Below are 21,738 nucleotides of genomic sequence, written 5' to 3'. Positions count from 1 at the left end.
GGCACCGTGATGCAGTTGATTGAACATGCCGACTCGCCGCGCTCGATTCGTTTGCACGCGCGCGACAACGTGGTGATCGTGGTCAATGACCAGGGCGTACCGGCCGGGACCGAGTTCCCGGACGGCCTGGTGACCGTGGATTTTATCCCGCAGAGCCACAAGGTGACCCTGGAAGATATCCCCGAGGGTGGCGAGATCATTCGCTACGGCCAGACCATCGGTTATGCCCTGGCGCCGATTCCGCGCGGCAGTTGGGTGCAGGAAGACCAGTTGCGCATGCCCACCGCGCCGCCGCTGGACAGCTTGCCGCTGTCCACCGAAGTGCCGCAGGCCCAGGCGCCGCTGGAAGGGTTCACGTTCGAGGGTTACCGCAACGCCGACGGCACGGTCGGCACGCGCAATATCCTCGGCATTACCACCACCGTGCAATGCGTGACCGGGGTGCTGGACCATGCGGTCAAGCGCATCAAGGACGAGTTGCTGCCCAACTACCCGCACGTTGATGACGTGGTGGCGTTGACCCACAGCTACGGCTGCGGGGTCGCGATCACTGCGACGGATGCCTACATCCCGATCCGCACCGTGCGCAACCTGGCGCGCAACCCGAACCTGGGCGGCGAAGCGCTGGTGATCAGCCTGGGCTGCGAGAAGTTGCAGGCCGGCCAGGTGATGCATGACAACGACAGCTCGGTGGACCTGAGCGAGCCCTGGTTGTACCGCTTGCAGGACTCCAGTCACGGCTTTACCGAAATGATCGAGCAGATCATGGAACTGGCCGAGGTGCGCTTGAAGAAGCTCGATCAGCGCCGCCGCGAAACCGTGCCGGCATCCGAGCTGATCCTGGGCATGCAGTGCGGCGGCAGTGATGCGTTCTCCGGGATCACCGCCAACCCGGCGTTGGGCTATGCCTCGGACTTGCTGCTGCGGGCCGGGGCGACGGTGATGTTTTCCGAAGTCACCGAAGTGCGTGACGCCATCTACTTGCTGACTTCTCGCGCAGAGACGAAGGAAGTTGCCGAAGAGTTGGTGCGGGAAATGGACTGGTACGACCGTTACCTGGCCAAGGGCGAGGCCGATCGCAGCGCCAACACCACGCCGGGCAACAAGAAGGGCGGGTTGTCGAACATCGTCGAGAAGTCCTTGGGCTCCATTGTCAAATCCGGTAGCAGCGCGATCAACGGCGTACTGGGCCCAGGCGAGCGTTTCAAGGGCAAGGGCCTGATCTTTTGTGCCACACCGGCCAGTGACTTCGTGTGCGGGACTTTGCAACTGGCGGCGGGGATGAACCTGCATGTGTTCACCACCGGGCGCGGCACGCCGTACGGGCTGGCGATGGCGCCGGTGGTGAAGGTGTCGACGCGTACGGAGCTGGCGCAGCGTTGGCCGGACCTGATCGATATCGACGCCGGGCGCATCGCCACCGGACGTGCGAGCATCGAGGCGCTGGGCTGGGAGTTGTTCCACTTCTACCTGGACGTAGCCAGCGGCAGGAAGCAGACGTGGGCCGAGCATCACAAGCTGCATAACGACATCACCTTGTTCAACCCGGCGCCGATTACCTGAGGGCTGGCGCGAACCTTGTGGGAGCTGGCTTGCCTGCGATGGCGGTGTATCAGTAACAGCTGTATTGCCTGAAACTCCGCTATTGCAGCATAAGTATCTGCACATTTTTGTAGTGAGCGGGCTTGTCCCGCGCTGGGTGGCGAAGCCGCCCCAATAAAGACGCCGCGCAGTTTCAGACAAACCCAATTCGCCTGGTTTGGGGCGGCTTCGCCACCCAGCGCGGGACAAGCCCGCTCACTACAGGGAGATTTGTCTGCCTTTGAACGTTGTGTAGGTACCTATGGCCATCGCAGGCAAGCCAGCTCCCGCATTTGGTCAGTGTTGCCCAGACGAGACGGGCTGCATGGCTTATCATTAGCCACCTACCGACGCTCACCAAGGTTCTCCCCGGCATGCTGGCAATTTTCCTCACTACCCTCACCATCACCGCGCCGGTGTTTGCCATGCTGTTCCTGGGCGTGCTGCTCAAGCGCATCAACTGGATCAACGACAACTTCATCCACACGGCATCGTCCCTGGTGTTCAACGTCACCATGCCGACGTTGCTGTTTTTGGGCATCCTGCATGCCGACCTGCATTCGGCGCTCAAGCCGGGCCTGCTGATCTACTTTTCCATCGCCACGCTGGTGAGTTTTGCCCTGGCCTGGGGCTGGGCGATTTTTCGCTGCAAGCGCGAAGACCGGGGCATCTACACCCAGGGCGCGTTTCGCGGCAACAACGGCGTGATCGGCCTGGCGCTGGCTGCCAGCATGTATGGCGACTACGGTATCTCCCTCGGCGCGATCCTCGCGGCGCTGGTGATTCTGTTCTACAACACGCTATCGACCATCGTGCTGGCCGTGTACAGCCCGGTGATCAAGTCCGATCCGTGGAGCATCTTCAAGAGTGTGGTGGCCAATCCGCTGATCATCAGCGTGATTCTGGCGGCGCCGTTTGCCTATTTTCAGATTGGCCTGCCGGGCTGGCTGGAAAAATCCATGCAATACCTCGCGGACACCACCTTGCCGCTGGCATTGATCTGTATTGGCGGCACGTTGTCCCTGGCGGCTTTGCGCAAGAGCGGCAAGATGGCGCTGAGCGCGAGCTTGATGAAGATGGTCTGGTTGCCGGTGGTCGCCACGATGGGCGCTTGGCTGCTGGGCTTCCGCGGGCCGGAGCTGGGGATTCTGTTCCTGTATTTCGGTGCGCCGACGGCCGCAGCCAGCTTTGTGATGGCCAGGGCGGCCGAAGGAAATCATGAGCTGGCGGCGGCGATTATTGTGATCACCACGCTGATGGCGGCGGTGACCACCAATATCGGGATCTTCGTGTTGCAGGCCGGTGGCTGGATCTGAGATTTGCAGCGCCCTCAAGGGCCAATCGCCGGCAAGCCAGCTTGCACACTTGAATGTGTTCACACATCAAAATGTGGGAGCTGGCTTGCCTGCGATAGCTACCTGACAGTCACTGCTGATCCGCCTGATACGCCTCAATCACCTCCTGCGCCGCCCGAAACGCATCAATCGCCGCCGGCACGCCCGCATACACCGCGCAATGCAGCAGTGCTTCGCGGATCTCCTCCACCGTACACCCATTGTTCAACGCACCGCGCACGTGCCCCTTCAGTTCCTGTGGGCACTTGAGCGCGGTAAGGGCGGCGAGGGTGATCAGGCTGCGGGTCTTCAGCGGCAAGCCTTCGCGGTTCCACACGCTGCCCCAGGCGTGTTCGTTGACGAAATCCTGCAACGGTTGGGTGAATTCGGTGGCGTTGCCCAGGGCGCGGTCGACGAACGCATCGCCCATGACCTGGCGACGCATTTCAACCCCAGGCTTTTTCTGATCGGTCATTGCGATTCCCTCTTGTGTTGGCGGCGCCAGGCTCGCAGCGTGCTGAACAACAGGAACGCCACCAGCATTGGCAGTACGTAATACAGCATCAGTTGTTCAAGCTTGTTGGCCAGCGGCATGCCGGTGGTGAAAGCCATCACGTGCAGCCCGTACGCCAGGTACAGGCCCAGCAGCACCAGGCCTTCGGCGCGGGTCATGCGGTAGCCGGTGTAGAACACCGGCAGGCACAGCAGTACCACGCCAAGCATCACCGGCAGGTCGAAATCCAGCGCATTGGGCGAGACCGAGAGTGGCGAGGGCGCGAGCAGCGCGGTCAAACCCAGGACGCCAAGCAGGTTGAACAGGTTGCTGCCGATCACGTTGCCCACCGCAATTTCCCGCTGGCCGCGCAGGGCGGCGATCAACGACGTGGCGAGGCATGGCAACGAGGTGCCGACGCCGATCAGTGTCAGGCCGATGACGCGCTCCGACAGGCCCAGATCGCTCGCCACATCGACCGCCGCGCCCAGCAGCATATGCCCGGCCAGCACCAGGACCAACAACCCGCCGAGCATCAGCAGCACGCTGCTCAGCCAGGGTGCGCGGGCCACGGTGTGCAGCGTGCGCGGGCGCCGGGAATGGCGGGTCTGGTAATGCAGCACGCCGAGGTAGGCGAGCAACGCCATCAGCAACAGCAGGCCGTCGACCGGGGTGAGCTCTTCATTGGCGGCAAGGATGAACACCAGCAACCCGGCGAGGATCATCACCGGAATGTCCAGCCGCACCAGTTGCCGTGAGACCCGCAGTGGAATGATCAGCGCCGACAGGCCCAACGTGACCAGGACGTTGAAGATGCTGCTGCCGATCACGCTGCCCACGGCGATATCGGTGTTGCCGGCCAGGGTGGCTTGCAGGCTGACGGTCATCTGCGGTGCGCTGCTGCCAAAGGCGACGATCGTCAGGCCAATGATCAGCGGCCGCACCTTGAGGCTCGCGGCCAGGCGCACCGCGGCGCGCACCAGGATTTCGGCGCCGACGATCAGCAGTAAAAGGCCGCCCGCCAGTTCCAGCAGGCTCCAGGGGGAGAGGGCGGTTAGTCCGAAAATGGCTGAGGCTCCATTGTCAGTTGCTCATGGCTTGTACGCGCACGCGTGCCGTACCGCTGCCGATCATACCCAGTTGCTCGGCGGCCTTGCGTGAAAGATCGATCAAGCGCCCACGGGTATGCGGGCCGCGATCATTGATGCGCACCACTACGGATTTGTCGTTGTTCAGGTTGGTGACCTTGACCTGGGTGCCGAACGGCAGGCGCCGGTGGGCGGCGGTCAGGCCGTTCTGGTTGAAGGGCTCACCGCTGGCGGTTCTTTTGCCATGGTGGCGAGCGCCGTAATAGGAGGCGGTGCCGGTTTCGTCGTAGCCGTTGGGATCGATGACGCCGCTGGCGCAGCCGGTCAGCCAGGCGAACACGGTCATAAGGCCGAGTAGACGCTTCATTTCAAATTGCCCCATAACAAATGTGGGAGCTGGCTTGCCTGCGATGCGCACGCCCCGGTGTTCTCAGGAGCACCGAGGTGATGCAATCGCAGGCAAGCCAGCTCCCACAGGGTATCCGGGTGGGAAGTGAGGTTTCCTCCCGGACCAGTCATTGCGATCAGCCTTCGAGCTTGCTTTTGAGCAACTCATTGACCTGTTGCGGGTTGGCCTTGCCCTTGGAGGCTTTCATCGCCTGGCCGACAAAGAAGCCGAACATCTTGCCGCGCTTGGCTTCGTCCGCGGCGCGGTATTGCTCGACCTGCTCGGCGTTGGCCGCGAGCATTTCATCGAGTACGGCCGAGATCGCGCCGCTGTCGGTGACTTGCTTGAGGCCGCGCTTCTCGATGATCTCGTCTGCGCTGCCTTCGCCGCTGGCCATCGCTTCAAACACGGTCTTGGCGATTTTGCCGGAGATGGTGTTGTCCTTGATGCGCAGCAGCATGCCGCCCAGTTGCTCGGCGCTCACCGGGGCCTCGTCGATTTCCAGGCCCTGCTTGTTCAACAGGCTGCCCAGCTCGACCATTACCCAGTTGGCCGCCAGCTTGGCATCACCGGCAATGCTCACGACCTTTTCGAAGTAATCGGCTTGCTCGCGGCTGGAGGCCAGGACGCTGGCATCGTAGACCGACAGGCCGAACTGCGCCTGGAAGCGCTCGCGTTTCTGCTGCGGCAATTCCGGCAGGGTGGCGCGGATATCATTGAGGAACGCGTCCTCAAGCACCACCGGCAACAGGTCCGGGTCGGGGAAGTAACGGTAGTCGTTGGCTTCCTCCTTGCTGCGCATGGCGCGGGTTTCGTCTTTGTTCGGGTCGTACAGGCGCGTTTGCTGGATGACCTTGCCGCCGTCTTCGATCAAGTCGATCTGGCGACGCACTTCGCAGTTGATCGCCTTCTCGATGAAGCGGAACGAGTTGACGTTCTTGATCTCGCAGCGCGTGCCGTATTCGGCCTGGCCCTTGGGGCGAATCGACACGTTGCAGTCGCAGCGCAGCGAACCTTCGGCCATGTTGCCGTCGCAGATGCCCAGGTAGCGCACCAGGGCGTGGATCGTCTTGACGTAGGCGACGGCTTCCTTGGCGCTGCGCATGTCCGGCTCGGAAACGATTTCCAGCAGCGGCGTGCCGGCACGGTTCAAGTCGATGCCGGTCGCGCCCGGGAATTCTTCGTGCAGGCTCTTGCCGGCGTCTTCTTCCAGGTGCGCGCGGGTGACGCCAACGCGCTTGATGGTGCCGTCTTCCAGAGGGATGTCCAGGTGGCCCTTGCCGACGATCGGCAACTCCATCTGGCTGATCTGGTAGCCCTTGGGCAGGTCCGGGTAGAAGTAATTCTTGCGTGCGAACACGTTGTGCTGGCCGATCTCGGCGTCAATCGCCAGGCCGAACATCACCGCCATGCGCACCGCTTCCTGGTTCAGCACCGGCAGCACGCCGGGCATGCCCAGGTCTACCAGGCTGGCCTGGGTGTTGGGGCCCGCGCCGAACGTGGTGGAGCTACCGGAGAAAATCTTCGATTGGGTGGCGAGCTGGGTATGAATCTCCAGCCCGATCACAACTTCCCATTGCATAGTGTTCTCCTCAGAAGCCGGTAGGGGTGCGGGTGTGCCAGTCAGTGTTCAACTGGTACTGGTGCGCCACATTGAGCAGGCGGCCTTCCTGGAAGTACGGGGCGAGCAATTGCACGCCGACCGGCAGGCCGTCGACGAAACCGGCGGGCATGGACAAGCCCGGCAAGCCCGCGAGGTTGGCGGTGATGGTGTACAGGTCTTCCAGGTACTCGGCGATCGGGTCGCCGGTCTTGGCGCCGATCTTCCAGGCCGGGTTCGGCGTGGTAGGGCCAAGGATCACATCGACTTCTTCAAACGCAGCCATGAAGTCGTTCTTGATCAGGCGACGGATCTTCTGCGCCTTGAGGTAGTACGCGTCGTAGTAGCCGGCCGAGAGGGCGTAGGCACCGACCATGATGCGGCGTTGCACTTCGGCGCCGAAGCCTTCGCCACGGGAACGCTTGTACAGGTCGGTGAGGTCTTTGGGGTTTTCACAGCGATAGCCGAAACGCACGCCGTCGAAGCGCGACAGGTTGGAGGAGGCTTCCGCCGGCGCGATCACGTAGTACGCAGGAATCGCGTGCTGGTTGTTCGGCAGGCTGATTTCCTTGATCACCGCACCGAGGCCTTCCAGCGTCTTGACACTGTTGTGCACCAGTTCGGCGATGCGCGGGTCGAGACCGGCGCTGAAATATTCCTTCGGCACGCCGATGCGCAGGCCCTTGAGCGAGGTGTTCAGGCTGGCGCTGTAGTCCGGCACGGGCTCATCGATGCTGGTGGAGTCCTGCTTATCGAAACCCGCCATGCCTTGCAACAAAATCGCGCAGTCTTCGGCGGTGCGAGCCAGTGGGCCGCCCTGATCGAGGCTGGAGGCGTAGGCGATCATGCCCCAGCGGGAAACGCGACCGTAGGTTGGCTTCAAACCGGTGAGGTTGGTGAATGCGGCAGGCTGGCGGATCGAGCCGCCGGTGTCAGTGGCGGTGGCGGCCGGCAGGAAGCGCGCGGCCACCGCGGCGGCCGATCCACCGGATGAACCGCCGGGTACGTGCGCAAGGTTCCACGGGTTTTTCACCGCGCCGTAGTAGCTCGACTCGTTGGCCGACCCCATGGCGAACTCGTCCATGTTGGTCTTGCCCAGGGTCACGGCGCCGGCGGCGGCCAGCCTGGACACCACGGTGGCGTCGTAGGGCGCCTTGAAGTTGTCGAGCATCTTCGAGCCGCAACTGGTGCGAATGCCCAGGGTGCAGAACAGGTCTTTGTGGGCGATGGGGGCGCCCAGCAGTGCGCCATTCTCACCGTTGGCGCGACGCAGGTCGGCGGCCTTGGCCTGGCTCAAGGCCAGCTCTTGGGTAAGGCTGATGAAGCTGTTGACCTTTGGATCGAGCTCGGCGATGCGCGCCAGCAGGGTCTTGGTCAGCTCTTCGGAGGAAAACTTTTTGTCGGCGAGACCGCGAGCGATCTCGGCCAGAGTCATGTGATGCATGAAAGGCTCTTTCCCTTTAGTCGATGACTTTCGGAACCAGGTACAGGCCGTTTTCGACCGCTGGCGCGATGGACTGGTAGGCCTCGCGATTATTACTTTCGGTCACGACGTCTGCGCGCAGGCGCTGGCTGGCTTCCAGCGGGTGAGCCAGGGGCTCGATGCCGTCGGTATTCACGGCCTGCATCTGGTCGACCAGCCCGAGAATGCTGTTCAGGGCTGCGGTGGTCTGTGGAAGATCGGCATCATTGAGGCCAAGCGAGGCCAGATGCGCGATTTTTTCCACGTCGGAGCGTTCAAGCGTCATGGGAATCTCCAGTGGAAAACAGAACGGAGGCTATCCGTGTGTTAGATTGTCGGAACACTACCGCATTTCTACGGTCATACGGCCGCGATTGTGGGGTTGGGTGCACAGAAAGTCGGCCAATTTAGCACATTGGCGCCTTGCCCAAAATCCCTGTCGTTGTTAGAGTTTGCCGCACTTTTTTACCCACGCGTTGCCTAGGGTCCCTTTCCCATGTTCAAGAAACTGCGTGGCATGTTTTCCAGCGATCTTTCCATTGACCTGGGCACTGCCAACACCCTTATTTACGTGCGCGAGCGCGGTATCGTCCTGAATGAGCCATCGGTTGTGGCCATTCGGACCCATGGTAATCAGAAAAGTGTCGTTGCCGTCGGCACCGAGGCCAAGCGCATGCTCGGCCGTACACCAGGCAATATTGCTGCCATTCGTCCGATGAAAGACGGCGTGATCGCCGACTTCAGTGTCTGCGAGAAGATGCTGCAGTACTTCATCAACAAGGTTCACGAAAACAGTTTCCTGCAGCCCAGCCCTCGTGTGCTGATCTGCGTTCCCTGCAAGTCCACCCAGGTGGAGCGTCGCGCCATCCGCGAATCGGCCCTCGGCGCCGGTGCCCGTGAAGTGTTCCTGATCGAAGAGCCAATGGCCGCTGCGATCGGTGCCGGCCTGCCGGTTGAAGAAGCGCGCGGTTCGATGGTGGTGGATATCGGTGGTGGTACCACTGAAATCGCCCTGATTTCGCTGAACGGTGTGGTGTATGCCGAATCCGTGCGCGTGGGCGGCGACCGCTTCGACGAAGCGATCATCACGTATGTGCGTCGCAACTATGGCAGCCTGATCGGTGAGTCCACCGCCGAGCGCATCAAACAGGAAATCGGTACCGCCTACCCGGGCGGCGAAGTGCGCGAAGTCGATGTTCGCGGCCGTAACCTGGCCGAAGGCGTGCCACGTGCCTTTACCCTGAACTCCAATGAAGTGCTGGAAGCGCTGCAAGAGTCGCTGGCCACCATCGTTCAGGCCGTGAAGAGCGCCCTGGAGCAATCGCCGCCGGAACTGGCTTCCGACATCGCCGAGCGTGGCCTGGTGCTGACCGGTGGTGGCGCCTTGCTGCGCGACCTCGACAAGCTGCTGGCCCAGGAAACCGGCCTGCCGGTGATCGTCGCCGAAGACCCACTGACCTGCGTTGCCCGTGGCGGTGGCCGTGCACTGGAAATGATGGATAAACACACCATGGACCTGCTCTCCAGCGAATAAGTCGTTTGCGGGTTTGTCCATGTTTCGCCCGCAGGCAGCACTTTGCAGTGCTGCCTGTTGGCGTTTATCTTCTTCAATCTGCATCCAGGCCGGTTAGATGCCGTATGAATAAAGCGAACATTTGCCTGGGAGGAGCGGCTTATTAAACCGCTTTTCGCCAAAGGCCCCTCATTGGGCGTGCGCCTGTTGGTGCTGGTCGTGCTGTCGGTCGCGCTGATGGTGGTCGATGCCCGCTTTGCACTGCTCAAGCCCGTGCGTAGCCAGATGTCGCTGGTGTTGATGCAGACTTACTGGATCACCGACCTGCCGCAACGTCTGTACCAGGGCGTGGCCAGCCAATTCGGCAGCCGCACCGAGCTGGTCGCCGAGAACGAAAAACTCAAGACCGAAAACCTGCTGCTGCAGGGGCGCATGCAAAAGCTCGCGGCCCTCACCGAGCAGAACGTTCGCCTGCGCGAGTTGCTCAATTCGTCCGCGCTGGTCAACGAAAAGGTCGAAGTGGCCGAATTGATCGGCATGGACCCCAACCCCTTTACTCATCGCATCATCATCAACAAGGGTGAGCGCGACGGTGTGGTTCTCGGCCAGCCGGTGCTCGATGCCCGCGGCTTGATGGGCCAGGTGGTCGAGCTGATGCCCTACACCTCACGGGTATTGCTGCTCACGGACACCACCCACAGCATTCCGGTGCAGGTCAACCGCAACGGCCTGCGTGCGATTGCCAGCGGCACCGGCAACCCCGAGCGCCTGGAGTTGCGGCATGTGGCCGATACCGCCGACATCAAGGAAGGTGACCTGTTGGTCAGCTCCGGCCTGGGTCAGCGTTTCCCGGCGGGCTACCCGGTGGCGACGGTGAAGGAAGTGATCCATGATTCCGGCCAGCCGTTCGCCATTGTGCGCGCCGTGCCGACCGCCGCCTTGAACCGCAGCCGCTACCTGCTGCTGGTGTTCAGTGACAATCGCACCCCGGAAGAGCGTGCCAACGACGCCGCCCAGGCCCAGGAAGCGGAAGACAAGAAGAACGGCACGGCGCCGGTCATTCCTTCCACCGTGCCCAAGCCTGCCCAGGCAACAACGCCCCCCCCTGCGGCCTCCCCGGCAGTGGTTGCGCCTGCCGCAACGCCCGTCAAGCCGGCGGCGCATCCGGCTAAACCGGCCGCGACCAAACCCCCCGCGTTGACGCCAGCCACTACCACACCGGCGGCTAAACCGCCTGCTGCCGCCCCGGCCGCGCGCCCGGCCACGACCGCCCCGGCAACCACGCGGCAGAGGGAGGAATAATGGCCAATACTCATTCGCGCAATGGCTGGATCGTCTGGTTGACCTTTGCCGTCGGCCTGCTGCTCAGCGTCTCGCCACTGCCACAGTTCATGGAAATCCTGCGCCCGCTCTGGCTGGCCTTGCTGCTGGCCTTCTGGTCGCTGAACCTGCCGCATAAAGTCGGCATGGTCACCGCCATGTTCCTGGGCTTGGCGGAAGATGTGCTGTATGGCACCTTGCTGGGCCAGAACGCGTTGATCCTGACCCTGATTACCTTCCTGGTGCTGTCGTTGCAGCAGCGCCTGCGCATGTTCCCGATGTGGCAGCAGTGCCTGGTGATCCTGGTGATCTTCGGCCTGGCGCAGCTTGTTCAGCTCTGGCTGAGCGCGTTGACTGGTAACCGTCAGCCTACGCTGGCGCTGGTATTGCCGGCCCTGGTCAGTGCCTTGTTGTGGCCATGGATCAGCTTTGGCCTGCGTGGGCTGCGTCGCCGCTATAAGATCAATTGAATGGATTGCGAGGCTCTGCCTGGTTATCGAACCCTACAGGGAGAGTCTGCAATGAATTCGCTATACCTGGCCTCGGGCTCCCCGAGGCGGCGTGAACTGCTGACCCAGATCGGTGTGCCCTTCACCGTGGTCAGCGCCGCTATTGATGAAACCCCTCTTACAAACGAATCCGCCGTTACCTACGTCGAGCGCTTGGCGCGCGGCAAGGCTGCGGCAGGTTTTGCTGCGCTTGAACACACTGCCGGGGCCTGTGTGCTGGGGGCTGATACGGCGGTGATCGTCGATGGCCGGATCCTCGGCAAACCGGTGGACCAGGCCGATGCCCTGGCGATGTTGATGGCCTTGGCGGGGCGTGAGCATGAAGTGCTGACCGCCATTGCGGTCACGGATGGCCAGCGCTGTGAAACCCGATGTGTCAGCAGCCGTGTGCTTTTTCGGGGGATTACTGTCGAGGAGGCTACAACCTACTGGCACAGTGGCGAGCCCCAGGACAAGGCAGGCGGCTATGCTATCCAGGGGCTCGGTTCAGTGTTTGTCGCCGGCCTCAATGGCAGTTATTCCGCAGTGGTCGGCCTGCCGGTGTGCGAAACCGCGCAACTGCTCGGCCGTTTCGGCATACCCTGTTGGCAAAACCTTACCGTGCGCTGAATGCCTCTACTTGAGCGCCCAGCCTTAAGCGATCGGTCACTATTGTGAAAACGCCTGAACGAGACCCAGCCATGAGTGAAGAGATTCTGATCAATATCACGCCGATGGAATCGCGCGTGGCGGTGGTAGAGAACGGTGTTCTGCAAGAGGTCCACGTGGAGCGCACCCAGAAGCGCGGGATCGTTGGCAACATCTACAAGGGCAAGGTTGTGCGCGTGTTGCCGGGGATGCAGGCTGCCTTCGTCGACATCGGCCTGGACCGTGCCGCGTTTATCCATGCTTCGGAAATTTCCCTGCGCGAAGGCCCGGCGGTCGAAAGCATCAGCGCCCTGGTGCACGAAGGGCAGAGCCTGGTGGTGCAAGTCACCAAGGACCCTATCGGCTCCAAAGGCGCGCGCCTGACCACGCAGCTGTCGATTCCGTCGCGGTACCTGGTCTATATGCCGCGCACCGCCCATGTCGGCATTTCCCTGAAGATCGAAGACGAAGCCGAGCGCGAGCGCCTCAAGAAGGTGGTCAGCGACTGTGTGGCCGCCGAAGGTATCAAGGAGGCCGGTGGGTTTATCCTGCGTACCGCCGCAGAGGGCGCGGGTGCCGATGAAATCCTGATGGACATCCGCTACCTGCGCCGGCTGTGGGATCAGATCGACGTCCAGATCAAGACCATCAGCGCGCCAAGCGTCATTTACGAAGACCTGGGCCTGGCTTTGCGCACGCTGCGCGACCTGGTCAGTCCGAAGATTGAGAAAATTCGCATCGACTCGCGGGAGACCTTCCAGCGCACCACGCAGTTTGTCGCCGAGCTGATGCCGGAAATTGCCGACCGCCTGGAACATTACCCTGGCGAGCGGCCGATCTTTGACCTGTATGGCGTCGAAGATGAAATCCAGAAGGCCCTGGAGCGCAAGGTGCCGCTCAAGTCCGGCGGCTATCTGGTGGTGGACCCGGCGGAAGCCATGACTACCATTGACGTCAACACAGGCGCGTTCGTCGGTCATCGCAACCTCGAAGAGACGATCTTCAAGACCAACCTCGAAGCGGCTACCGCGATTGCCCGCCAGCTGCGCCTGCGCAACCTGGGCGGCATCATCATCATCGACTTCATCGACATGGAAGATGAAGAGCACCAACGCCAGGTGCTGCGCACCCTCGAAAAGCAGTTGGAACGCGATCATGCCAAGACCAATATCATCGGCATTACCGAATTGGGCCTGGTGCAGATGACCCGCAAGCGTACCCGCGAAAGCCTTGAGCAGGTGCTGTGCGAGCCGTGCAGCAGTTGCCAGGGCCGCGGTAAATTGAAGACGCCGGAAACGGTTTGCTACGAGATTTTCCGTGAAATCCTACGAGAGGCACGAGCCTACCAGGCAGAAGGTTATAGAGTGCTCGCCAACCAGAAAGTGGTCGACCGGCTGCTGGACGAAGAGTCCGGCAACGTTGCCGAACTGGAGGGGTTTATCGGCCGCACGATTCGTTTCCAGGTCGAAACCATGTATTCCCAGGAACAATACGACGTGGTGCTGCTCTGATCCCCAATCGTTTTTCTTTTACGAGACGGGCAGACCTTGATCTGCCGTCCGACTACCGCCTTGAGGGTCGCCTGACATGGAGCGTCTGATACGCTTTTTTGCCGCTTTGACCCGTTGGGGCCTGGGCCTCTGCGCCTTGCTGCTGGTATTGGCTGCCGTGTATGTGAGCCTGGGTCGTGAATTGACCCCACTGGTGGCCGAATACCGTGCAGAAGTCGAGGCCAAGGCCCAGGCTGCGGTGGACATGCCCCTGCACATCGGCAGCCTCGAAGGCCGCTGGAGCGGCTTCGCCCCGGTATTGCTGGCCCATGACGTGATGGTTGGCGAGGGCAGCAGTGCCCTGCGCCTGGACCAGGTCGAAGTGGTGCCGGATATCTGGGCCAGCCTCATGGCGCGCGAAGTACGCATTGCGCATTTGCAAGTCAGTGGCCTGCAATTGAGCGTCAAGGAAGACAAGGACGGCAAATGGGCCCTCCAGGGCCTGCCGTTGCGCGACGACCAGCCACTGGACCCGGAGCAGTTGCTCACGCGCATGCAGCGGGTCAAGCGTGTGTCGCTGCTCGACAGCCAGGTGACGTTGCAACCGTTTGACCAGGCACCCGTGACCTTGACGTATGTCGGGCTGAGCCTGCATACCGGTATGAACCGTCAGCGTCTGGATGCGCGCTTGACCCTGCCCGATGGCCAGCCGCTCGCCCTGAGCCTGCGCACGCGTATCCGCGCCAGCCAGTGGAAGGAAGGCGAGGCCCAGGCCTACCTGAGTCTGCCGCAGAGCGATTGGGCCAAGTGGATCCCGGCCAAGCTGACCCAGCAGTGGAAACTCAGCCAATTCAAGGCCGGCGGCGAGTTCTGGCTGACGTGGGCCAAAGGCACCGTGCAAAGCGCAGTGGTGCGGCTCAACTCGCCTCAAGTCAAAGCCAGTTACGCCGAGCGCAAGCCCGTTCACCTCGAAAATCTCGCGCTCACCGCCTACCTGCAGCGCAGCGACACCGGCCTCAAGGTGCTGTTCGACTCCCTGGCGATGAACCTGGGAGAAACTCGTTGGGAATCTCGCCTGCAACTTCAGCAAACGCTGGCGACCGACAAGGACCAGGAGGTCTGGAACCTCCAGGCCGACCGCCTGGACCTCACGCCGATCACGCCGCTGCTCAACGCCCTGGCGCCGCTGCCGGAGGGGTTCGCCAAAACCCTCGAGCACCTCAAGGCCACCGGCCTGCTGCGTAATGTGCTGGTGGACTTTCGCCCTCAAGACACCACCGATCAAAAAGTCAGCTTCGCCGCCAACCTCGAGCGCATCGGTTTTGATGCCTACTCTGGCGCGCCGGCCGCGCGCAACGTGTCGGGCAGCATCAGCGGCGACCTGGGCCATGGCGAGTTGCGCATGGACAGCAAGGACTTCTCCCTGCACCTCGACCCGATCTTCGCCAAGCCCTGGCAGTACCTCCAGGCCAATGCACGCCTGACCTGGAAGCTGGACAAGCAGGGCTTCACGCTGATCGCCCCGTATATCAAGGTGCTGGGCGAGGAGGGCAAGATCGCCGCCGACTTCCTGATTCGCCTGCATTTCGACCACAGCCAGGAAGACTACATGGACCTGCGCGTCGGCATGGTCGACGGCGACGGGCGCTTCACCCCCAAGTACCTGCCGGCGGTATTGAGCCCGGCGCTGGATGAATGGTTGCGCACCGCGATTCTCAAGGGCGCGGTGGACCAGGGCTTCTTCCAGTACCAGGGTTCGCTGAACCACGACGCGTTGCCGGCTTCGCGCAATATCAGCCTGTTCTTCAAGGTGCGTGACGCCGAACTGGCGTTCCAGCCGGGCTGGCCGCATGTGAACAAGGTCGCGGGTGAAGTGTTCGTCGAAGAGAGCGGTGTACGCATACTGGCCAGCAAGGGCCAATTGCTCGACACCAAGGTCAAGGACATCTACGTCAATATTCCCCACGCACCTGCCGGTAAGGACAGCCACCTGTTGCTGACGGGTGGTTTTGCCGGCGGTTTGGGCGATGGTTTGAAGATCCTTCAGGAAGCACCGATCGGCACGGCATCGACGTTTGCCGGCTGGAAAGGTGAGGGCGATCTGCAAGGCAATCTCGACCTTGACATTCCGTTGACCAAAGGCGCCGAGCCGAAAATCGTGGTGGACTTCAAAACCGATAAGGCGCGCCTGCAATTGGCCGAGCCCACCCTTGACCTGACCCAGCTCAAGGGCGATTTCCGCTTTGACAGTACCAAGGGCCTCAGTGGCCAGAACATCACGGCCCAGGCGTTCGACCGACCGATCACCGCGCAGATCTTTGCCGACGGCAAGCCGGGCACTGTCAGTACGCGCGTGGTTGCCAAGGGCCAGGTGACGGTCAAGCGGCTGACGGATTGGCTGAACGTCACTCAGCCGTTGCCGGTCTCCGGTGATATTCCCTACCAGTTGCAACTGGACTTGAGCGGCGCCGACAGCCAACTGATGGTCAGCTCGAACCTCAAGGGCGTGACGGTGGATTTGCCCGCGCCGTTCGGCATGCCAGCCAGCCAGGGCCGTGACAGCGTATTTCGCATGACCCTGCAGGGCGCCGAGCGCCGCTATTGGTTCGATTATGGCGAACTGGCGAATTTCACCTTCGCCGCGCCGCCGGATAAATTCAATGACGGCCGAGGTGAGTTGTTCCTCGGTGATGGCGATGCCGTGCTGCCAGGTGGCAGGGGCTTGCGTATTCGCGGCGTGCTGTCGGAACTGGATATCGACCCCTGGAGAAAGCTCGTTAACCAGTACGCCGGGAACGACCCAGGTGGCAGTGCCAAGCAATTGCTTAGCGGCGCTGATTTCAAGGTGGGCAAGCTGACCGGTTTTGGCACCCAGTTTGATCGGGTGAACTTGCAATTGGATCGCAAGCAGGCGGCGTGGGGCTTGCAGCTCGACAGCCAGCAAGCCAAGGGCACGGTCAACCTGCCGGACGCCAAGGGCGCACCGATTGCGATCAACCTGCAATACGTGAAACTGCCGGCGGTGGACCCGACGGTGCAGGCGGACGAAAACGCTCCGGACCCCTTGGCGAGTATCGATCCAAAGGATATTCCGGCGCTGAATATCGCCATTGACCAGTTGTTCCAGGGCCCGGACCTGGTGGGTGCCTGGTCGCTGAAAATCCGCCCGACCGCCAAGGGGCTGGCCTTCAATAACCTGGACCTGGGCCTCAAAGGCATGCAGCTCAAGGGAGCCGGTGGTTGGGAAGGCGCCGCGGGTGCCAGCAGCAGTTGGTACAAGGGCCGCTTGGACGGCAAGAATATCGGCGATGTACTCAAGGGATGGGGTTATGCACCGACCGTCACCAGCCAGGATTTCCACCTGGACGTGGATGGTCGCTGGCCCGGTTCGCCGGCCTATGTAGGGCCCAAGCGTTTCTCCGGCAGCCTGGATGCGGCCTTTCGCAACGGTCAGTTCGTAGAGGTGGAAGGCGGAGCCCGGGCCCTGCGGGTGTTCGGCCTGCTGAACTTCAACTCCATCGGGCGCCGGTTGCGCCTGGACTTTTCCGACTTGCTCGGCAAGGGCTTGAGCTATGACCGGGTCAAAGGCTTGCTGGCTGCCAGTGATGGTGTGTTCGTGACCCGTGAACCGATCACCATGACCGGGCCATCGACCAACCTGGAGCTCAACGGCACCCTGGACCTGGTCGCTGATCGGGTTGACGCCAAGCTGCTGGTCACCCTGCCGGTCACCAATAACCTGCCGATCGCCGCGCTGATCGTGGGCGCGCCGGCCATTGGCGGTGCATTGTTCCTGATCGACAAGCTGATCGGCGACCGTGTTGCGCGCTTCGCCAGCGTGCAATACAAGGTGGAAGGCCCATGGAAGGACCCGAAAATCACCTTCGACAAGCCATTTGAAAAGCCAAACTGAGAGCCTGTGGAGTAGCATGGCCGCATGTCTTTCAGGGAGTGTCGGCCCATGTCCTTTGCCGTGATTCAAATGGTCAGCCAGAGCGATGTGCTGGCCAACCTGGCCCAGGCCCGGCGTCTGCTGGAACAAGCAGCGGCGGGTGGGGCGAAGTTGGCGGTGCTGCCGGAAAACTTCGCCGCCATGGGCCGCCGCGACGTGGCCGATATCGGCCGCGCCGAAGCGCTGGGCGATGGCCCGATCGTGCCATGGTTGAAACAGGCCGCCCGCGACCTCACCTTATGGATAGTGGCGGGCACGTTGCCGTTGCCGCCCAGGGATCAACCGCATGCCAAGCCCAATGCCTGCTCGCTGCTGATCGATGATCGCGGCGAAATCGTTGCCCGTTACGACAAGCTGCATTTGTTTGATGTCGATGTCGCGGACGCTCGCGGTCGTTATCGCGAATCCGACGACTATGCTTTCGGGGGGAATGTGGTGGTAGCGGATACACCGGTCGGCCGTCTGGGGCTGACGGTATGCTACGACCTGCGCTTCCCCGAGTTATACAGCGAGCTGCGCGCTGCAGGGGCCGAGTTGATTACGGCGCCTTCGGCCTTCACCGCGGTCACCGGTGCTGCGCATTGGGATGTGCTGATTCGTGCACGGGCTATCGAAACCCAGTGCTACCTGCTGGCGGCGGCCCAGGGCGGCGTGCATCCAGGCCCACGGGAAACCCACGGGCACGCGGCAATCGTCGACCCGTGGGGGCGGGTGCTGGCACAGCAGGACAGAGGCGAAGCGGTGTTGTTGGCCGAGCGCGATAGCAGTGAACAGGCGTCGATTCGGGCGCGCATGCCGGTGGTCAACCATCGGCGCTTTTTCTCGCAGGGCGCACAGCGGCCTGCTTCGGAACGATGAATTTAAGGCCATACCTATGAGCGAGTTGTTGTCCTCAGTCAGTGAACATCTCCTGGCACCCGGTGGCGTGACCATCGAAAGTCTGCAAACCGTGCTCGGCGATCTGGCCGGGCCGGGCATTGACGCGGCCGATCTGTATTTCCAGGGCCAGATCTCCGAGTCCTGGTCCCTGGAAGACGGGATCGTCAAGGAAGGCAGTTTCAATCTCGATCAGGGGGTCGGCGTGCGCGCGCAATCCGGTGAGAAAACCGGATTCGCCTACAGCAACGCGATCACGCTGGAAGCCTTGGGCCTGGCGGCGCGTGCTGCGCGCTCGATCTCCCGCGCCGGGCAAAACGGCACGGTGCAGGCGTTCAGCACTCAGGACGTGGCCCAGTTGTACGCGCCGGATAACCCACTGGAAGTGATCAGCCGTGCGGAAAAGGTCGAGCTGCTCAAGCGTGTCGACGCGGCCACCCGTGCCCTGGACCCGCGTATCCAGCAGGTCACGGTGAGCATGGCCGGTGTGTGGGAACGTATCCTGGTGGCGTCCACCGATGGCGGCCTGGCGGCGGATGTACGGCCGCTGGTGCGTTTCAACGTCAGTGTGATCGTCGAGCAGAACGGCCGCCGCGAGCGCGGTGGCCATGGTGGTGGCGGGCGTACCGACTACCGTTATTTCCTCAGTGATGACCGTGCCATGGGGTATGCCCGTGAAGCGCTGCGCCAGGCGCTGGTCAACCTGGAAGCGATTCCGGCACCGGCGGGTACGCTGCCGGTGGTGCTGGGTTCGGGCTGGTCCGGCGTGCTGCTGCACGAAGCGGTCGGGCATGGCCTGGAAGGGGACTTCAACCGCAAGGGCAGCTCGGCCTACAGCGGACGCATGGGCGAAATGGTTGCGTCCAAGCTCTGCACCATCGTCGATGACGGCACCCTGGCCGGGCGCCGTGGCTCGCTGAGCGTGGATGATGAGGGTACGCCGACCGAGTGCACCACCCTGATCGAAAACGGCGTGCTCAAGGGCTATATGCAAGACAAGCTCAACGCTCGCCTGATGGGCGTGGCGCGCACCGGTAACGGCCGCCGCGAATCTTATGCGCACCTGCCGATGCCACGCATGACCAATACCTACATGCTCGGTGGCGAAAGCGATCCGGCGGAAATCATCGCTTCGGTAAAACGCGGCATCTACTGCGCCAACCTCGGTGGCGGCCAGGTGGATATCACCAGCGGCAAGTTCGTGTTTTCCACCAGCGAGGCGTACCTGATCGAAGACGGCAAGATTACCGCGCCGGTCAAAGGGGCAACGTTGATCGGTAACGGTCCGGAAGCGATGAGCAAGGTGTCGATGGTCGGCAACGATCTGTCGCTGGACAGCGGCGTGGGCACGTGCGGTAAGGATGGGCAGTCGGTGCCGGTGGGCGTCGGCCAGCCAACACTGAAGATTGATGCGATCACCGTGGGTGGCACGGGGTCGTAAGCCGTGGAGCTTCGGGTGGCGAAGACCGCCACCCGGGGAAGAGGATCAGCGCAGGCCGCGTTGAGTCTCGTCCAGCTCTCGGATGTACTTGAAGATTTTACGGCTGGTGGCCGGCGCTTTGTTATGCGCCTGCTCGTGCTGGGCCTGACGGATCAGGGAGCGCAGTTGCTGGCGGTCCGCATCCGGATAGTCCAGCACGAATTTCTCCAGCACCGCGTCATCGCCCGCGATCAGGCGGTCACGCCAACGCTCCAGGTTATGGAAGCGTTCGTTGTACTGGCGAGTGGAGGCATCGGTTTGATCAAGCAAGGCCAGAATGGCGTCAGTGTCCTGATCGCGCATCAGTTTGCCGATAAACATGATGTGCCGTTTGCGCGCGATATTCGCGGTGTGCTTGGGCGCATCTTCCAGGGCCCGGCGCATTTCGTCGGTCAATGGCAGTTTTGCAATCAAATCTTTCTTGAGCGTTATAAGGCGCTCGCCAAGGTCAACCAGAGCATGCAGCTCACGTTTGACCTGGGTCTTGCTTTTCTCCCCATCGAGGGAGTCGTCGTAAGAATCAACCATGGTGGCAGTCCGCAAAGAAACGCCGCCATGATAACCAGTCGGGGGCCGCTTGTCCGGCCCGGTCGCTCGATGGCCTTAACCGAAAGCAGAATTTGAGTGGAGAAAACCATGAGTGCAGCCCAAAGCGTCGGTCCGCAAGCGTTACCGGCACTGCAGGAACAAGTCGAGCAGATCCTTGCCGAGGCCAAGCGCCAAGGGGCCAGTGCCTGTGAAGTGGCGGTGTCGCTGGAGCAAGGACTGTCGACATCGGTGCGCCAGCGGGAAGTGGAGACCGTTGAGTTCAATCGTGACCAAGGGTTCGGGATCACCTTGTATGCAGGGCAGCGCAAAGGGTCGGCCAGTACCTCGGCCAGTGGCCCGGAGGCGATCCGCGAAACCGTGGCCGCTGCATTGGCGATCGCCAAGCACACTTCTGAAGATGAAAGCTCGGGCTTGGCCGACAAGGCGCTGATGGCCAAGGACCTGAAGGATTTCGATCTGTTCCATGCCTGGGACATCACGCCCGAGCAAGCCATCGAACAGGCGTTGACCTGCGAAGCGGCGGCGTTCGACGCCGATCCCCGCATCAAGAACGCTGATGGCACCACGTTGAGTACCCATCAGGGCTGCCGCGTGTACGGCAACAGCCATGGTTTCATCGGTGGCTATGCGTCCACCCGTCATAGCCTGAGCTGCGTGATGATCGCCGAGGCCAATGGCCAGATGCAGCGCGATTACTGGTACGACGTGAACCGCCAGGGTGACCTGCTCGCCGATCCGGTCAGCATTGGCCAGCGTGCCGCGCAACGTGCGGCGAGTCGCCTGGGCGCGCGCCCGGTGCCAACCTGTGAAGTGCCGGTGCTGTTTTCCGCAGAGCTGGCCGGTGGCTTGTTCGGCAGTTTCCTGGGGGCGATTTCCGGTGGCAATCTGTACCGCAAATCTTCGTTTCTCGAAGGTGCGATTGGCCAGAAGCTGTTTCCCGAGTGGCTGACCCTCGATGAACGCCCGCATTTGATGCGCGCCATGGGCAGCACCTCGTTCGACGGCGATGGCCTGGCGACTTACGCCAAGCCGTTTGTCGAGAACGGCGAGTTGGTCTCCTACGTATTGGGCACCTACTCCGGTCGCAAACTCGGCCTGCCAAGCACTGCCAACGCCGGGGGCGTGCACAACCTGTTCGTCACCCATGGCGACGAAGACCAGGCGGCGCTGTTGCGGCGCATGGGGCGTGGCCTGCTGGTGACCGAATTGATGGGCCATGGCTTGAACATGGTCACCGGTGACTATTCCCGAGGTGCTGCGGGTTTCTGGGTGGAAAACGGCGAGATTCAATTTGCCGTCCAGGAGGTGACCATCGCTGGCAACATGCGCGACATGTTCAAGCAGATCGTCGCAGTGGGCAATGACTTGGAACTGCGCAGCAACATTCGCACGGGTTCAGTGTTGATCGAGCGGATGACCGTTGCCGGTAGCTGATCTTTCCAACGCTTCACCCAAGGCGCGCCATCTTGTAGATGG

At 62.0% G+C, this 21,738-nt stretch carries 18 protein-coding genes; 11 read left to right on the top strand and 7 right to left on the bottom strand.

All coding sequences use genetic code 11. The features are described from left to right. Positions 1-9 precede the first annotated feature (9 nt). Complete coding sequence (garD, locus tag KVG91_RS01215) at positions 10-1,563, top strand: galactarate dehydratase (protein ID WP_169374521.1); 1,554 nt, start codon at positions 10-12, stop codon at positions 1,561-1,563. A gap of 392 nt (positions 1,564-1,955) precedes the next feature. Next, entirely contained in the window at positions 1,956-2,897 is a 942-nt protein-coding gene (locus tag KVG91_RS01210) for an AEC family transporter (RefSeq protein ID WP_169374777.1), read from the top strand. Positions 2,898-3,006: 109 nt separating this feature from the next. Here the strand turns inward: KVG91_RS01210 and KVG91_RS01205 are convergent, their stop codons facing one another. From KVG91_RS01205 to gatC, 6 genes are all read right to left on the bottom strand, one after another. After that, positions 3,007-3,390, bottom strand: coding sequence for a carboxymuconolactone decarboxylase family protein (locus tag KVG91_RS01205; protein WP_169374778.1), 384 nt, complete (start codon positions 3,388-3,390; stop codon positions 3,007-3,009). Further along, positions 3,387-4,433, bottom strand: a complete 1,047-nt coding sequence (locus KVG91_RS01200; protein WP_169374810.1) for a calcium/sodium antiporter — start codon at positions 4,431-4,433, stop codon at positions 3,387-3,389. The genes KVG91_RS01205 and KVG91_RS01200 overlap by 4 nt, the downstream gene beginning before the upstream one ends. A gap of 58 nt (positions 4,434-4,491) precedes the next feature. Next, on the bottom strand, positions 4,492-4,863 hold the full coding sequence (locus KVG91_RS01195) for a septal ring lytic transglycosylase RlpA family protein (protein ID WP_169374779.1): 372 nt from the start codon (positions 4,861-4,863) through the stop codon (positions 4,492-4,494). Between the two features lie 157 nt (positions 4,864-5,020). Then, positions 5,021-6,466 carry an Asp-tRNA(Asn)/Glu-tRNA(Gln) amidotransferase subunit GatB gene (gene gatB, locus KVG91_RS01190; protein ID WP_169374780.1) on the bottom strand — a complete coding sequence of 482 codons (1,446 nt, stop codon included), beginning with the start codon at positions 6,464-6,466 and terminating at the stop codon, positions 5,021-5,023. Between the two features lie 10 nt (positions 6,467-6,476). Continuing rightward, positions 6,477-7,928, bottom strand: coding sequence for an Asp-tRNA(Asn)/Glu-tRNA(Gln) amidotransferase subunit GatA (gene gatA / locus KVG91_RS01185; RefSeq protein WP_169374781.1), 1,452 nt, complete (start codon positions 7,926-7,928; stop codon positions 6,477-6,479). Between the two features lie 16 nt (positions 7,929-7,944). Beyond that, on the bottom strand, positions 7,945-8,232 hold the full coding sequence (gene gatC, locus KVG91_RS01180) for an Asp-tRNA(Asn)/Glu-tRNA(Gln) amidotransferase subunit GatC (protein ID WP_010213142.1): 288 nt from the start codon (positions 8,230-8,232) through the stop codon (positions 7,945-7,947). 210 nt (positions 8,233-8,442) lie between these two features. Between gatC and mreB the strand changes: the two genes are divergently transcribed. The 8 genes from mreB (at position 8,443) to tldD (ending at position 19,674) form a co-directional block, all read left to right on the top strand. Beyond that, the gene (gene mreB / locus KVG91_RS01175) at positions 8,443-9,480 is read left to right on the top strand and encodes a rod shape-determining protein MreB (RefSeq protein WP_002555108.1); all 1,038 of its coding nucleotides are present in this window, start codon (positions 8,443-8,445) and stop codon (positions 9,478-9,480) included. 141 nt (positions 9,481-9,621) lie between these two features. Next, on the top strand, positions 9,622-10,761 hold the full coding sequence (mreC, locus tag KVG91_RS01170) for a rod shape-determining protein MreC (protein ID WP_169374811.1): 1,140 nt from the start codon (positions 9,622-9,624) through the stop codon (positions 10,759-10,761). After that, entirely contained in the window at positions 10,761-11,249 is a 489-nt protein-coding gene (gene mreD / locus KVG91_RS01165) for a rod shape-determining protein MreD (RefSeq protein WP_169374782.1), read from the top strand. The genes mreC and mreD overlap by 1 nt, the downstream gene beginning before the upstream one ends. Positions 11,250-11,300: 51 nt before the next feature. Beyond that, positions 11,301-11,897 (top strand): Maf family protein, encoded by a 597-nt coding sequence (locus KVG91_RS01160; RefSeq protein ID WP_169374783.1) that lies wholly within the window; start codon positions 11,301-11,303, stop codon positions 11,895-11,897. Between the two features lie 71 nt (positions 11,898-11,968). Further along, positions 11,969-13,426 carry a ribonuclease G gene (rng, locus tag KVG91_RS01155; protein WP_076951166.1) on the top strand — a complete coding sequence of 486 codons (1,458 nt, stop codon included), beginning with the start codon at positions 11,969-11,971 and terminating at the stop codon, positions 13,424-13,426. Between the two features lie 76 nt (positions 13,427-13,502). Beyond that, the gene (locus KVG91_RS01150; RefSeq protein ID WP_169374784.1) at positions 13,503-17,318 is read left to right on the top strand and encodes a YhdP family protein; all 3,816 of its coding nucleotides are present in this window, start codon (positions 13,503-13,505) and stop codon (positions 17,316-17,318) included. Between the two features lie 48 nt (positions 17,319-17,366). Next, positions 17,367-18,215 (top strand): carbon-nitrogen hydrolase family protein, encoded by an 849-nt coding sequence (locus KVG91_RS01145; protein ID WP_169374785.1) that lies wholly within the window; start codon positions 17,367-17,369, stop codon positions 18,213-18,215. A gap of 16 nt (positions 18,216-18,231) precedes the next feature. Further along, positions 18,232-19,674, top strand: a complete 1,443-nt coding sequence (gene tldD, locus KVG91_RS01140) for a metalloprotease TldD (protein WP_169374786.1) — start codon at positions 18,232-18,234, stop codon at positions 19,672-19,674. A gap of 45 nt (positions 19,675-19,719) precedes the next feature. Here tldD and yjgA read toward each other — a convergent pair whose 3' ends face one another. Continuing rightward, a complete protein-coding gene (gene yjgA / locus KVG91_RS01135; protein ID WP_169374787.1) occupies positions 19,720-20,241 on the bottom strand; it encodes a ribosome biogenesis factor YjgA in 522 nt (173 codons plus the stop codon). A 108-nt stretch (positions 20,242-20,349) separates the two neighbouring features. On the opposite strand from yjgA, the gene pmbA reads away from it, so the two are divergent. Then, on the top strand, positions 20,350-21,696 hold the full coding sequence (gene pmbA, locus KVG91_RS01130; protein WP_169374788.1) for a metalloprotease PmbA: 1,347 nt from the start codon (positions 20,350-20,352) through the stop codon (positions 21,694-21,696). Positions 21,697-21,738: the final 42 nt, after the last annotated feature.

The sequence above is a fragment of the Pseudomonas azadiae genome (genome assembly GCF_019145355.1).
GTDB classification, from domain to species: domain Bacteria; phylum Pseudomonadota; class Gammaproteobacteria; order Pseudomonadales; family Pseudomonadaceae; genus Aquipseudomonas; species Aquipseudomonas azadiae.
The sequence above is the reverse complement of the archived record's forward strand: the minus strand, read 5'-3'. Positions and strand labels throughout refer to the sequence as shown.

Excerpts from the sequence above, each read along its gene's own strand:
- garD (WP_169374521.1), top strand. The coding sequence starts at position 10 with ATGCAGTTGATTGAACATGCCGACTCGCCGCGCTCGATTCGTTTGCAC.
- KVG91_RS01210 (WP_169374777.1), top strand. The coding sequence starts at position 1,956 with ATGCTGGCAATTTTCCTCACTACCCTCACCATCACCGCGCCGGTGTTT.
- KVG91_RS01205 (WP_169374778.1), bottom strand. The coding sequence starts at position 3,390 with ATGACCGATCAGAAAAAGCCTGGGGTTGAAATGCGTCGCCAGGTCATG.
- KVG91_RS01195 (WP_169374779.1), bottom strand. The coding sequence starts at position 4,863 with ATGAAGCGTCTACTCGGCCTTATGACCGTGTTCGCCTGGCTGACCGGC.
- gatB (WP_169374780.1), bottom strand. The coding sequence starts at position 6,466 with ATGCAATGGGAAGTTGTGATCGGGCTGGAGATTCATACCCAGCTCGCC.
- gatA (WP_169374781.1), bottom strand. The coding sequence starts at position 7,928 with ATGCATCACATGACTCTGGCCGAGATCGCTCGCGGTCTCGCCGACAAA.
- gatC (WP_010213142.1), bottom strand. The coding sequence starts at position 8,232 with ATGACGCTTGAACGCTCCGACGTGGAAAAAATCGCGCATCTGGCCTCG.
- mreB (WP_002555108.1), top strand. The coding sequence starts at position 8,443 with ATGTTCAAGAAACTGCGTGGCATGTTTTCCAGCGATCTTTCCATTGAC.
- mreD (WP_169374782.1), top strand. The coding sequence starts at position 10,761 with ATGGCCAATACTCATTCGCGCAATGGCTGGATCGTCTGGTTGACCTTT.
- KVG91_RS01160 (WP_169374783.1), top strand. The coding sequence starts at position 11,301 with ATGAATTCGCTATACCTGGCCTCGGGCTCCCCGAGGCGGCGTGAACTG.
- rng (WP_076951166.1), top strand. The coding sequence starts at position 11,969 with ATGAGTGAAGAGATTCTGATCAATATCACGCCGATGGAATCGCGCGTG.
- KVG91_RS01150 (WP_169374784.1), top strand. The coding sequence starts at position 13,503 with ATGGAGCGTCTGATACGCTTTTTTGCCGCTTTGACCCGTTGGGGCCTG.
- KVG91_RS01145 (WP_169374785.1), top strand. The coding sequence starts at position 17,367 with ATGTCCTTTGCCGTGATTCAAATGGTCAGCCAGAGCGATGTGCTGGCC.
- tldD (WP_169374786.1), top strand. The coding sequence starts at position 18,232 with ATGAGCGAGTTGTTGTCCTCAGTCAGTGAACATCTCCTGGCACCCGGT.
- yjgA (WP_169374787.1), bottom strand. The coding sequence starts at position 20,241 with ATGGTTGATTCTTACGACGACTCCCTCGATGGGGAGAAAAGCAAGACC.
- pmbA (WP_169374788.1), top strand. The coding sequence starts at position 20,350 with ATGAGTGCAGCCCAAAGCGTCGGTCCGCAAGCGTTACCGGCACTGCAG.